We start from the raw sequence: 12,054 nt of genomic DNA, 5'->3' as shown, positions 1-12,054 counted from the left end.
CATCAAAATATATTTTCATGTTCTCCAGAAAACAAAAACACATACTTCTTAAGTTTTTCAGCATGTTTTCTGTAATTAGAGGCTATAATATTCTTGTTATAGTGTTAGCGCAATATTTGGCATCAATTTATATTTTGGCACACGATAAACCCTTACGTAAAGTGGTTTTTGATGTTAATTTATTTCTGTTGGTTTTAGCTTCGGCAGCCACCATTGCTGGCGGATACATCATCAATAATTTTTACGATTCCGAGAAAGATTTAATCAACAGACCAATGAAATCTAGGTTAGATAAATTGGTGAGTCAAAACACGAAGCTTTCATTTTATTTCGTGCTAAATTTTTTAGCGGTTATTATGGTAAGTTATGTGTCTTTTAAGGCGGTTGTTTTCTTTTCATTGTACATTTTCGGTATTTGGTTTTATTCACACAAATTAAAAAAATTGCCGTTTATTGGTAATTTGGTTTCGGCTATTTTAACCATTACACCGTTTTTTGCCATTTTTATGTACTACAAAAATTTTGAAACGGTCATTTTTGTACATGCCATTTTTTTGTTTTTGCTTATTTCCATGCGCGAACTAACCAAAGATTTGGAAAACATTACGGGCGATTTAACCCAAAATTACCATACCATTCCCATTGTTTATGGCGAAGTGGTTTCAAAACGAATGCTTACCGTATTATCTCTATTAACACTTGTTCCAATTTATTTGTTGTTGTTTAAATTTGAAATTGGTTACATGTACATCTATTTTTATTTGAGCATTGTTTTAATATTGGCTTTTTTGATATTGTTGTGGAAGTCGAAAACCAAATTGCATTATTTAATAGGGCACAATATTTTAAAATTCATAATCGTTTTAGGTGTTTTTAGTATTTTATTGATTGATATTGATTTGTTATTGAATAGGATTTTGTAAAATCGTAATTCAAAAATCGTAATTCGTAAATTTTAAAAGTATCTTTGCAAAAAATAATAGTGATGAGCAGAACGCAAGGAACAAGTGGAAAAGGGAAACCTTCAGCTAGAGGACAGCAAAACGGTAATGGTCGTAGCGCAAGCAGAGGCGGTGCCAGTTCCCATAAAAAAAGCATTGCTAGAGGAAATGCGCCTATTCGAAATGTAAATCCGCCATCAAAAAAACAAGCTTCAAATCCGGATGAAATCCGTTTGAACAAATACGTTGCCAATTCGGGTATGTGTTCTCGTAGAGAGGCCGATGTGCATATTGCCACCGGTCTTGTAACGGTAAACGGAAAAGTAATTACCGAAATGGGTTATAAAGTAAAGTTGGATGACGAAGTGCGTTACGACGGTGCCCGCATCAACCCAGAAAAGAAAGCATACGTTTTATTGAATAAACCAAAAGGTTTTGCAACTACCACCAGCGAAGGTAAAGGAAGAACTGTAATGGATTTGGTTGCCAATGCTACCTCTTCTAGAATAAAGCCTATTGGGCGTTTGGGTAGAAACTCTAAAGGTTTATTATTATTTACAAACGATGATGTTATAGCAGCCAAATTCACCAATTCTAAAAATGGTGTGCCACGTTTGTTTCAAATAGAATTAGATAAAAATTTAAAACTGGAAGATTTAAAAGCCATTCAAGCAGGTTTTAAAGTTGAAGGAAAGCTTATAGCGGTTGAAGAAATTAGCTATATTGATGGAGAGCCTAAAAACCAAATAGGTTTAAAAATCAAGAATATTGGTAATACTTTGATACGAACTATTTTTGATCATTTTAAATACGAAATTATTAGTTTGGATTGTGTTGCCATTGGGCCACTTACCAAAAAAGACATTCCACGAGGGCATTGGAAACATTTAACAGAGCAAGAGTTGAATAATTTGAAGATGCTTTAGGGTTTTAAAAGGTTCCGAAACAAGTTTGGAATTACAAGCCCTTTTGGCATTTCTATAAAGCCAGCTTAATGTCATGCTGAACTTGTTTCAGCATCTTCAATCAAATAACCAAAAATGCCGAAACGCGATTATCATAACTATTGGGTCTACATTATTACAAATAAACCAAATGGTGTTCTGTATATAGGGGTGACTGGAGGAATTGATGATAGAATGGAAAGGCACATGCAAGAAATAGGCGGTAAATTTGCATCAAAATACAAATTAAAGCATTTGGTTTATTATGAAGAATTTCAATATGTTGAAGATGCTATTGCAAGAGAAAAACAATTGAAGAATTGGCACAGACAATGGAAAATTAATTTGATAGAAAAAGAGAATCCAAATTGGGATAACTTGTGGAAACCATTAGATTCCGAAACAAGTTCGGAATGACAAGCTCTTTGGATATTTCTAAACTGACAACTTAGTGTCATGCTGAACTTGTTTCAGCATCTTTAACGGGTTGATTTTAGCTTAGTTTTTCTTTTACTAAAACTTTTTGGTTTGCTATATGCCCACGTTAGGGATAGAAGCGAAAAGACCACAGCGACGCAGGAGCGAGGACTTGTAGTCCTTCGTCTGCGCTCAGGCTAAACTACTAGCCCGACCCCTTGTGGGTAACGCCCAAAAACAGCTTTCAAAAAAAATCCAAAAAAAAAATCTAAATTACTTCATAATTAAATTTTTTATATTTCATTTGTAATGTAATTGCTGAACAAATTGAAACGTGTTTATATGTTCGGGTTTTTGAAATTTGAGAAGTTATTTTCAAAAGCAGCTTACAGAAAAAGTAACCGAATTTTAGAGCTAACTTCTGCGTATGTTATTGCTGGTAGCCAGCATATATATGGCTTTGTTCCAACTACACAGAGCCAAATCCGTATTTGATTAATAGGAAGATATTATTTGATTAGAAACGAATGTTTCTTAACTTTAAAAAAATTAATATTAAACTATTACATCAAAAAATAAAGAATGAATACCAAATACATTGATTTAATTAATCAATCTTTTTACTTTCCTCAAGAAGAATTTGATCTAAAAGATAGACATTTAGAATTTCATGGTATAGACCTAATGGGCTTGGTTGAACAATATGGAGCGCCTTTAAAGTTTACGTATTTACCGCAAATTTCAAACAACATTAATAGAGCGAAAGGTTGGTTTGATAAAGCCATAAAAGCCAATAAATACAAAGGAAAGTATAGCTATTGTTACTGCACTAAGAGTTCGCATTTTAAGCATGTTCTTGACGAAGCTCTAAAGAATGATATTCATATTGAAACATCATCAGCTTTTGATATCGATATTGTTGAAAGCTTAAAAGCCGAAGGAAAAATAACCGATAAAACTTATGTAATAAGTAATGGTTTTAAGAGAGATCAATACATTCAAAATATTGCAAGGTTAATTAATAGCGGACATAAAAACTGCATTCCGATTATTGATAATTATGAGGAGATAGATTTACTTTCAAAAGAAATAAAAGGAAAATTCAATATAGGTATACGTATTGCTTCGGAAGAAGAACCAAAATTTGAGTTTTATACCTCGCGTTTAGGTATTGGCTATAAAAATATTTTACCTTTTTACAGAAGCCAGATTAAAGAGAATAAAAAAGTGAAACTTAAAATGCTTCATTTTTTCATTAATACGGGTATTCGAGACAATGCGTATTACTGGAACGAGTTAACCAAATGTTTAAAGGTTTACACAAGCTTAAAACGTATTTGCCCAAGTTTGGATAGTTTGAATATTGGCGGAGGTTTCCCTATAAAAAACTCGTTGGCTTTTGATTTTGATTACGAATATATGGTTGGTGAAATTATCAATCAAATCCAACTGGTTTGTGAAGAAGAAGAAGTGCCGGTACCAAATATTTTTACAGAATTTGGAAGTTTTACAGTAGGTGAAAGTGGTGGCGCTATTTATGAAGTGTTGTACCAAAAACAACAAAACGACCGTGAAAAATGGAACATGATCAATTCATCGTTCATTACTACGTTGCCCGATACTTGGGCTATTAATAAACGTTTTGTGATGTTGCCAATTAACAGATGGCACGAAAGTTACGAGCGTGTATTGTTAGGAGGTTTAACTTGCGATAGCGACGATTATTACAATAGCGAACAGCACATGAATGCTATTTATCTGCCAAAATATAATAAAGAAAAACCTTTATATATTGGGTTTTTTAATACCGGTGCATACCAAGAAACCGTTGGTGGATTTGGAGGATTGCAACACTGTTTAATCCCCTCACCAAAGCATATTTTAATAGATAGGGATACTGATGGAAACATCACCACAAAATTATTTAGCGAACAACAAAAAAGTGAAGACTTACTTAAAATTTTAGGTTATGACAAATAACACGTATGCTGGAATTCCTGAGGAGTTTGCAAAGTTGGAGCAATCAAAAATTGTTTTAATTCCAGTACCTTTTGATGGAACAAGTACAATACAAAAAGGAGCCAGTAAAGGGCCAGAAGCCTTTTTAAACGCTTCAAACAATATGGAGCTTTATGATATTGAAACAGACACTGAAGTGTACCAACAAGGTATCCATTTAACAGATGCTGTTGATGTAAACAATTCGCCAGAAGCTTTGGTTGAAGCTGTTCACCAAACCACAAAAAAATATATCAAAAAAAATAAGTTTGTTACCGTTTTTGGTGGCGAACATGCTATTTCTATAGGAACCATTCGCGCTTTTAACGAAATGTTCCCAAGCTTAACAGTATTGCACATTGGTGCACATGCCAATTTAAGAAAATCGCATAACGGGTCGTCTTTAAACAATGCGTGCGCGCTTAACGAGGCCAACCAAACCACCAATTTAATTCAAGTTGGTATTCGCTCTATGAGTGCAAAAGAAAAAACAATTGCAGATACCGATAAAACATATTTTGCCCATGAAATGGCGGTTGATGATACATGGATGGATTCTGCTATAGACCAGATGACCGATAACGTATTCATCAATTTTAGCTTGAACGGTTTAGATCTATCCATCATGCCAAATACTGCTTCGCCTTTACCTGGTGGGTTGTTTTGGTACGAAACTTTAGATTTCTTAAAACAAGTTTTTGCTGAAAAAAATGTAGTTGGGTTTGATATTGTTGATTTATGCCCCAATGAAAAACAAAAATCTTCCGATTTTTTAGCCGCAAAATTGTATTATAAAATGTTAAGTTATAAATTTATGGACGAAGAGGTAGGTGATGATTACGATAACGCTTACGATAATTCGAAACAAAAAAATAACGCTTCAAAATTTAACGACGACGATGAGTACTAAAGGACCCATATCACAATTTATAGAAAAAAATTATTTACACTTTAATGCGGCTGCTTTGGTAGACGCTGCAAAAGGTTACGAAACCCATTTGCTGGAAGGTGGTAAAATGATGGTTACTTTAGCAGGAGCGATGAGTACTGCCGAGTTAGGCAAATCGTTAGCTGAAATGATCCGTCAAGATAAAATTCAAATTATTTCTTGTACAGGTGCAAACCTTGAAGAGGATATTATGAATTTAGTGGCGCACAATTCATACAAAAGAGTACCAAACTACAGAGATTTATCGCCACAAGAAGAGTGGGATTTATTGGAAAACCATTATAATCGTGTTACAGATACCTGTATTCCTGAAGAGGAAGCGTTTAGACGTTTACAATCGCATTTATACGATATTTGGAACAAAGCAGATAAATCTGGGGAACGTTATTTTCCTCATGAATTTATGTATCAAATGATAAATTCAGGTGTTTTAGAGCAGTATTATGAAATCGATCCAAAAGATTCTTGGATGGTAGCTGCTGCCGAAAAAAACTTGCCAATTGTAGTTCCAGGATGGGAAGATAGTACTATGGGTAATATTTTCGCATCGTACTGCATCAAAGGTGAATTTAAAGCGTCTACTACCAAAAGCGGTATAGAATATATGATGTGGTTGGCCGATTGGTATCCAAAAAATTCAGGTGGAAAAGGTGTAGGTTTCTTCCAAATTGGCGGTGGTATAGCGGGCGATTTCCCAATATGTGTGGTGCCAATGCTTTACCAAGATATGGAAATGCACGATATTCCATTTTGGAGCTATTTTTGCCAAATTAGCGACTCAACAACCAGTTACGGTTCCTACTCAGGTGCCGTTCCAAACGAAAAAATTACTTGGGGTAAATTAGATATAGATACCCCAAAATACATCATAGAAAGTGATGCAACCATTGTTGCTCCATTAATTTTTGCATATTTGTTAGACCAATAACTCAACCCAAATAAAAATGTTACGCAAAATTGTAGATTACAAAAAACTAAATGAAGATATTTTAAATCTTCTTGTTGAAAAGTTTCCTGATGGATACGACGAAACCGATGTGATTTCGTTTAGAAATGCACAAAATGAAATAATTGAAGCTGTAGAGGTTAGAACTGATGATACGATTTACTTAGTAAAAGTTGGTAAACGCCTTGTACAAGCTATGGAAGACTTTGGAGATGATACAGACGATGTTGCTGATGATGATTTTGAAGAAGTTAAAGTTGATGATGCCGACGCGAGTTTAGGTGACGATGAAGACGATGATGTGGTTGTTAAAAAACCAAGTTCGGATGACGACGAAGACGACGACGATGATATGGATGACTCGGATTCAGACTACGATGATGATGAAGACGATGATGATGATATTGATTAATTCTTAGTTAGTAAGTGTTATGAGAACAGCTGTTTTTAAGTCTTACAAAAACGGTTATTTTACGTTTTGGTTTGAAAATGGAGAAGAATTAGTATTCGAGGAAGTACACCCAAGAGTATTAAAGCAATACGATTTAAAGAACGACAAAAGTTATGTTGATAAAAGTTTTAGAATAACTTTTGTTGAAGATTTTGAAGATGATGACGAAGATTTTGTAATTTACAGAGTTGAAAGTTTAAAACCTCTTTAATACTATTATATTATGGGCGCATCATTTCATATGTCGTTGCCTTGTTTAAGCGTAAAAGGTACAGAAAGCTTTTATGTGGATAATATTGGCGCTTCCTTAGGAAGGAAAACACAAAGTTGGGTCGATATAGATTTATTTGGCAATCAAATAACATTTATAAAGGCCGAAAAATTTAACTTTAACAGTCCTAATTATGTTTTCGAAGGTAAAATATTGCCCTCGTTTCATTTCGGAGTTATTGTAGAGTTAAAAGATTGGGAACAGATTTACGAAAAATGTAAACAACAAAAACTAGACATGGTTAGCCAAATAAGGTTTTTGGAAAGTAAAGCTGGTGAGCACGTTTCTTTCTTTATAAAGGACCCAAACGATTATATGTTGGAATTTAAAAGTTTTAAAAACCCAGGATCCATTTTTAAAAAATAATGTTATGTCTGGTTGAGCGCAGTCGAAACCTATGTGTAAATTAACTATTGAAGTTCTCGATTACGCTTAAATAGATATTAAAAAGGCTTTTTAAAAAGCCTTTTTTTTGTTTGTAAAAACCTCCCAAATACATACGCCATAAACAATGGTGTACTCCAATCCAATAATCCACAAGTTTTCGGTGTTGTTCGTGTTCATGTATGCTAAATAGCTTAGTATAATTATAAAACTCCACACTAAAGGAAATTTATAATTGGTAAAAACCGACAGTATTAAAAGTGTTGCCACGTACCAAGGATGCACCGTAGTAGCCGTAAAATAGTAAAATGACAATACCAAAAGCATGCTGGTAATAAGCTGTAAGGTATTATTGTTTTTTCTTAGTAAAGCGATGCACAGCACCAAAAGAATTACAAGAATCGGGATGGCTTTACCTATTATGGCAATTTCGTTGTAACCTCTAAACAAATACCCTATTTCCCGTGCTATGTAGTATAAACTGGCATTAAACTCAAAATCTTGAAACCATAAGCCAACGGTTTTTGTATAATTGGTTATGAATTGCTTTGAGTAAAACGGAACAAACAATAGCAGTGTTGTAATACCAACTATACTGTAAAAACCTGTCAATTTTAATAATCCGCTACTGCGAGGAGTAAGCGACGAAGCAATCTTGTCAAAGGCTAGCGATTGCTTCATTTCATTCGTAATGACGCCTTTCGTTTTGTCAAGCTGAACTTGTTTCAGCTTCTCATCGTCGGTTGTCAGGTTTAGCGCAGTCGTTTTATTTATGTCACCTAGAGTGCTGTCGAGAGGTCGTTTTAAAAACCACCAAAAAAACAAAGGTAAAAACATCAAAGGAACCAGTTTTGTTGCAATAGAAAACGCTAAAATAACAGCGGCCATTTGCCATTTTCCCAAATGCAGGAGATACAAACTCCAAACTAAAAAGAAAATCATCACGCCTTCAAAATGAAGGTTGCCTGTTAATTCAATAATAATAAACGGATTTAAAATATACCAAAAGATATTATGAACAGGAATATTCAGTCGTTCTAAAAGCTTCTTTCCATAATAAAGAGTGCCAAAATCGGCAGCAATTATAAGAAGGCGCATCACCACCACCGAACCTAAAATACTTTTGTCTGCAAATAAACCAGCCATCACAAAACATAATTGGTTTATAGGTGGGTAATTGGTAAAGTGGCTGGCGTTCAATGCGCCCATGCCTTGGTGTAGTTCTTGGGCTTGCGCTACAGGAAATTCACCCATGCTGATAAAAGATTCAACACTATGTAAATAGGGGTTAAAACCAGCTAAAAACATTCTGCCATCCCAAATAAAACGGTAAAAATCTTGCGATAGGTTTGGAATGGCTAAAATAAAAACAGCCCTAAATACAAAGGCTAACCAAGTTAAAAATACTATGTGTGTTTTTAAAAGTTGAACCAATTTGTAGAACACAAAAAACAAGGCTGTATAAAGTGTTATCAATTTTATATAGTCGGTTCGGACTAAATTATAGGCGAAAGCAAAGTAGAAGAGTACACTTAAAAACGCTAATAGTAATGGAAGTTTGTTGTGTTTTAGTATGGCTGTGTTTAACATGTTTAAAAATACTTATGGAACGTTATTAGAGTCGTTTTTTAAACATTTCAATAACATGGTTTGCCGCTTTTAATGGCGATATTTTAGAGGATATCACCTCTTTTTCCAAAATAGAAAGCTCCTTGGTAATGGCTTCAGAACCGTAAAATAGTTGTTTCAGTTCGTTGTTAATGGTGTCGTACATCCAACGGATGTTTTGGCGCTGCCTGTTTTTTGTAAAATAACCATTTGCATTCACTAATGCTTGATAGTTTAAAATGGTATTCCACACAGTATCAATACCTGTGTTTTTGGTGGATGAAGCTGTGGTAACCACCGTTTCCCAACCAGATTCCGAAGGTGGAAAAATATGCAAGGTGTTTTGGTACTGCAATCGTGCCTGTTCGCTTTTTTTAATGTTGTCACCGTCTGCTTTATTGATGACTAGCATATCTGCCATTTCCATAATTCCTTTTTTAATACCTTGAAGTTCATCGCCAGCTCCAGCCAACATTAATAACAGGAAAAAATCGGTCATCCCATGAACTGCGGTTTCAGATTGCCCTACGCCAACAGTTTCAATTAAAATAACATCGTATCCGGCAGCTTCGCAAAGCAGCATACTTTCAGCTGTTTTGTTGGCAACACCACCAAGAGTGTCCCCGGAAGCCGATGGTCGTATATAGACACTTTCTAAAGTGCTCAATGCTTCCATACGGGTTTTATCGCCCAAAATACTGCCTTTAGAACGTTGACTACTGGGGTCTATAGATAAAACGGCTACTTTATGACCTTGGTTTATAAGATGCTTGCCAAAAGCCTCAATAAAGGTGCTTTTGCCCACACCCGGAACACCGGTAATACCAATACGAATGGAATTGCCCGAGTTGGGTAAAATGGATTGAATAATGGTTTTAGTTAGCACTTTGTCGCTTTCCAAATGGCTTTCTATAACGGTAATGGCTCTGGATAGAATAACGCGGTCGCCCTTTAAAACTCCATCAATATAGGCTTGTGCTGTGAGTCTGTTTTTGTGTTTGTAGGGTGTCATTTTTTAATAAGCTTTACCAGTTTTAAAGATACAGATTATGTGAAAAAGAGAGGTGGTTTTATGGTGTGTTTTTTATAAAAACTGTATTGTAAACAAAATGGTTTTACTTATTATTTATGTGAGAAAAAAATACTAAATTGGTTTTAATTAAAACACCACGAGTTTTTAACGAAATGATAAAAATATGAAACTAAGGTAAATGAAAGTCTTATTAGATACCAACATAATAATTCACAGAGAATCCAATAAAATTATTGAACATGAAATTGGACAGCTTTTTAATTGGATAGATAAGTTGCATTATGAAAAGTATATACATCCTATTACAGTTTCAGAAATCGAGACGTATAAAAATAAGCAAGTAGTCGCTACTTTTTCAATTAAATTGGATAGTTATAATCTAATTAAACACCCACTGCCATTTTCAAAAGATGTTCAACAGGTTAGCTCAGAGATTGATATTAATGAAAATGACATTAATGATAGCCATTTACTTAATGAAGTTTATAATGGTAGAATAGATTTATTGATTACTCAGGATAAGAAGATTCATATAAAGGCCAATAGGCTTGGTATATCTGGCAAAGTATTTAAAATTCAAACTTTTCTCGAAAAATCCACTTCAGAGAACCCTGGTTTAGTCGAGTATAGTGTTTTGGCAGTAAAAAAAGTTGATTTTGCTGAGGTAGATATAAATGACAGTTTTTTTGATAGTTTTAGAGAAGATTATTGTGAATTCAATGATTGGTTTATTTCAAAGTTTGATAAAATTTGTTATGTATGCTACAGTGATAATAATTTAACTGCTTTTTTATATGTGAAAGTTGAGGACGAAAAAGAAAATTATTCAGAAATAAGTCCTGTATTTTCGAACAAGAAGAGGCTGAAAATAGGAACACTAAAAGTAATAAGTAATGGATATAAAATAGGGGAAAGATTTCTGAAAATTGTATTTGATAATGCAATTCAATATAAAGTACAGGAAATTTATGTAACTGTATTTAATAAAAGACAGGAACAGGTACAACTTATTGATATGCTTACGGAATGGGGTTTTGTCGAATATGGTATAAAAACGACAAAGAATGGAGATGAAATTGTTTTTGTTAGACCCTTCGATAAAAACTTACCTGTAAATATTAATAACCCTAAATATTCATATCCTTTCTTTTCAAGAAAAACAAGGAAATACATAATCAAGATAGAATCGCAATATCATACAGAATTGTTTCCGGACAGCATCAATACTCGTGAAGATGAGACAAAGTATATAGAGAATGAACCACATCGCAATAGGATTGGAAAAGTGTATATATCTCATTCAAAAGATAGACATCTTCAAAGAGGTGATATCATAGTTATTTATCGAATTGGGGATACAAGTCCTAAGAAATATTCCAGTACTGTAACTTCAATTTGTATAGTGGAAGATGTTGTTTTAAATTTTAGTTCATTTGAGAGTTTTTATCAAGCGTGTAATAGACGAACAATGATTAAGAAAGATGAATTAGAAAAAAAATGGTGGAATAAAAAGAAATACAAACCTTTTGTGATTAAATTTCTCTATGCACATTCTTTTCCTACACCAAAACCAACACTTAATGATTTGAATAAAATTGGTGTTATCCCTGATATAATGAATATGCCATTAGGATTTATTGAAATTGATAATAATCAATTCAAGAGTTTGGTTAAATTTGCATATAAGCTAAAATAAGAAAATGAAAGTAGTTTTATCGATTAAACCTGAATTTGCATATAAAATTTTTGACGGAACAAAACGATTCGAATTTAGAAAAGCTATTTTTAAAAATGAGAATGTAAAATCAATAATCGTTTATGCTTCTTCTCCTGTTCAAAAAGTAATCGGTGAATTTGAAATTGGTAAAATATTCAATAATGATCTTGAAACTCTTTGGGCTTTAACTAGAGAATATTCAGGAATTACTGAGGATTTTTTTTATCAGTATTTTTCTGAAAGGGAAAAGGGTTTTGCAATTCAAGTAAAAAGTATGAAAAAATACAAAGTTCCAAAATGTTTGAAGACAGATTTTAATTTACATCCACCTCAATCTTTTGCATATATAAAATAGAGTACTGTATTCTTATTATTTCTTTTTTGTTGCCATAATA

General features: G+C 33.6%; 13 protein-coding genes. 11 read left to right on the top strand and 2 right to left on the bottom strand.

Going from position 1 to position 12,054, the window contains the following annotated elements; translation table 11 throughout:
* Window positions 1-17: 17 nt before the first annotated feature.
* The 9 genes from J8H85_RS06790 (at window position 18) to J8H85_RS06750 (ending at window position 7,283) form a co-directional block, all read left to right on the top strand.
* Complete coding sequence (locus J8H85_RS06790) at window positions 18-923, top strand: geranylgeranylglycerol-phosphate geranylgeranyltransferase (protein ID WP_209653854.1); 906 nt, start codon at window positions 18-20, stop codon at window positions 921-923.
* Between the two features lie 62 nt (window positions 924-985).
* Complete coding sequence (locus J8H85_RS06785) at window positions 986-1,867, top strand: pseudouridine synthase (RefSeq protein ID WP_209653853.1); 882 nt, start codon at window positions 986-988, stop codon at window positions 1,865-1,867.
* 114 nt (window positions 1,868-1,981) lie between these two features.
* On the top strand, window positions 1,982-2,302 hold the full coding sequence (locus J8H85_RS06780; protein WP_209653851.1) for a GIY-YIG nuclease family protein: 321 nt from the start codon (window positions 1,982-1,984) through the stop codon (window positions 2,300-2,302).
* 582 nt (window positions 2,303-2,884) lie between these two features.
* Window positions 2,885-4,282, top strand: coding sequence for an arginine decarboxylase (locus J8H85_RS06775; RefSeq protein ID WP_209653849.1), 1,398 nt, complete (start codon window positions 2,885-2,887; stop codon window positions 4,280-4,282).
* Complete coding sequence (speB, locus tag J8H85_RS06770) at window positions 4,272-5,210, top strand: agmatinase (RefSeq protein WP_209653847.1); 939 nt, start codon at window positions 4,272-4,274, stop codon at window positions 5,208-5,210. The genes J8H85_RS06775 and speB overlap by 11 nt, the downstream gene beginning before the upstream one ends.
* Window positions 5,200-6,177: a deoxyhypusine synthase family protein gene (locus tag J8H85_RS06765; RefSeq protein WP_209653845.1), complete on the top strand. Its 978-nt coding sequence runs from the start codon at window positions 5,200-5,202 to the stop codon at window positions 6,175-6,177. The genes speB and J8H85_RS06765 overlap by 11 nt, the downstream gene beginning before the upstream one ends.
* A 16-nt stretch (window positions 6,178-6,193) precedes the next feature.
* The gene (locus J8H85_RS06760) at window positions 6,194-6,607 is read left to right on the top strand and encodes a DNA primase (protein ID WP_209653843.1); all 414 of its coding nucleotides are present in this window, start codon (window positions 6,194-6,196) and stop codon (window positions 6,605-6,607) included.
* Window positions 6,608-6,626: 19 nt separating this feature from the next.
* On the top strand, window positions 6,627-6,857 hold the full coding sequence (locus J8H85_RS06755; protein WP_209653842.1) for a hypothetical protein: 231 nt from the start codon (window positions 6,627-6,629) through the stop codon (window positions 6,855-6,857).
* Window positions 6,858-6,869: 12 nt separating this feature from the next.
* The gene (locus tag J8H85_RS06750) at window positions 6,870-7,283 is read left to right on the top strand and encodes a VOC family protein (RefSeq protein WP_209653840.1); all 414 of its coding nucleotides are present in this window, start codon (window positions 6,870-6,872) and stop codon (window positions 7,281-7,283) included.
* Window positions 7,284-7,373: 90 nt separating this feature from the next.
* Here the strand turns inward: J8H85_RS06750 and J8H85_RS06745 are convergent, their stop codons facing one another.
* Entirely contained in the window at window positions 7,374-8,891 is a 1,518-nt protein-coding gene (locus J8H85_RS06745) for a mannosyltransferase (RefSeq protein WP_209653838.1), read from the bottom strand.
* A 25-nt stretch (window positions 8,892-8,916) separates the two neighbouring features.
* The gene (gene meaB / locus J8H85_RS06740) at window positions 8,917-9,921 is read right to left on the bottom strand and encodes a methylmalonyl Co-A mutase-associated GTPase MeaB (protein WP_209653836.1); all 1,005 of its coding nucleotides are present in this window, start codon (window positions 9,919-9,921) and stop codon (window positions 8,917-8,919) included.
* Window positions 9,922-10,120: 199 nt separating this feature from the next.
* On the opposite strand from meaB, the gene J8H85_RS06735 reads away from it, so the two are divergent.
* On the top strand, window positions 10,121-11,638 hold the full coding sequence (locus J8H85_RS06735) for a PIN domain-containing protein (protein WP_209653834.1): 1,518 nt from the start codon (window positions 10,121-10,123) through the stop codon (window positions 11,636-11,638).
* 4 nt (window positions 11,639-11,642) lie between these two features.
* Window positions 11,643-12,014 carry a hypothetical protein gene (locus J8H85_RS06730; RefSeq protein WP_209653832.1) on the top strand — a complete coding sequence of 124 codons (372 nt, stop codon included), beginning with the start codon at window positions 11,643-11,645 and terminating at the stop codon, window positions 12,012-12,014.
* Window positions 12,015-12,054 lie beyond the last annotated feature (40 nt).

The sequence above is a fragment of the Mariniflexile gromovii genome (genome assembly GCF_017814435.1).
Classification (GTDB): domain Bacteria; phylum Bacteroidota; class Bacteroidia; order Flavobacteriales; family Flavobacteriaceae; genus Mariniflexile; species Mariniflexile gromovii.
This window is presented reverse-complemented; position numbering and strand designations above follow the sequence as displayed.

Coding starts and splice junctions, on each gene's coding strand:
- J8H85_RS06745 (WP_209653838.1), bottom strand. CDS start 8,891: ATGTTAAACACAGCCATACTAAAACACAACAAACTTCCATTACTATTA.
- J8H85_RS06780 (WP_209653851.1), top strand. CDS start 1,982: ATGCCGAAACGCGATTATCATAACTATTGGGTCTACATTATTACAAAT.
- J8H85_RS06790 (WP_209653854.1), top strand. CDS start 18: ATGTTCTCCAGAAAACAAAAACACATACTTCTTAAGTTTTTCAGCATG.
- meaB (WP_209653836.1), bottom strand. CDS start 9,921: ATGACACCCTACAAACACAAAAACAGACTCACAGCACAAGCCTATATT.
- J8H85_RS06750 (WP_209653840.1), top strand. CDS start 6,870: ATGGGCGCATCATTTCATATGTCGTTGCCTTGTTTAAGCGTAAAAGGT.
- speB (WP_209653847.1), top strand. CDS start 4,272: ATGACAAATAACACGTATGCTGGAATTCCTGAGGAGTTTGCAAAGTTG.
- J8H85_RS06755 (WP_209653842.1), top strand. CDS start 6,627: ATGAGAACAGCTGTTTTTAAGTCTTACAAAAACGGTTATTTTACGTTT.
- J8H85_RS06730 (WP_209653832.1), top strand. CDS start 11,643: ATGAAAGTAGTTTTATCGATTAAACCTGAATTTGCATATAAAATTTTT.
- J8H85_RS06765 (WP_209653845.1), top strand. CDS start 5,200: ATGAGTACTAAAGGACCCATATCACAATTTATAGAAAAAAATTATTTA.
- J8H85_RS06775 (WP_209653849.1), top strand. CDS start 2,885: ATGAATACCAAATACATTGATTTAATTAATCAATCTTTTTACTTTCCT.
- J8H85_RS06735 (WP_209653834.1), top strand. CDS start 10,121: ATGAAAGTCTTATTAGATACCAACATAATAATTCACAGAGAATCCAAT.
- J8H85_RS06785 (WP_209653853.1), top strand. CDS start 986: ATGAGCAGAACGCAAGGAACAAGTGGAAAAGGGAAACCTTCAGCTAGA.
- J8H85_RS06760 (WP_209653843.1), top strand. CDS start 6,194: ATGTTACGCAAAATTGTAGATTACAAAAAACTAAATGAAGATATTTTA.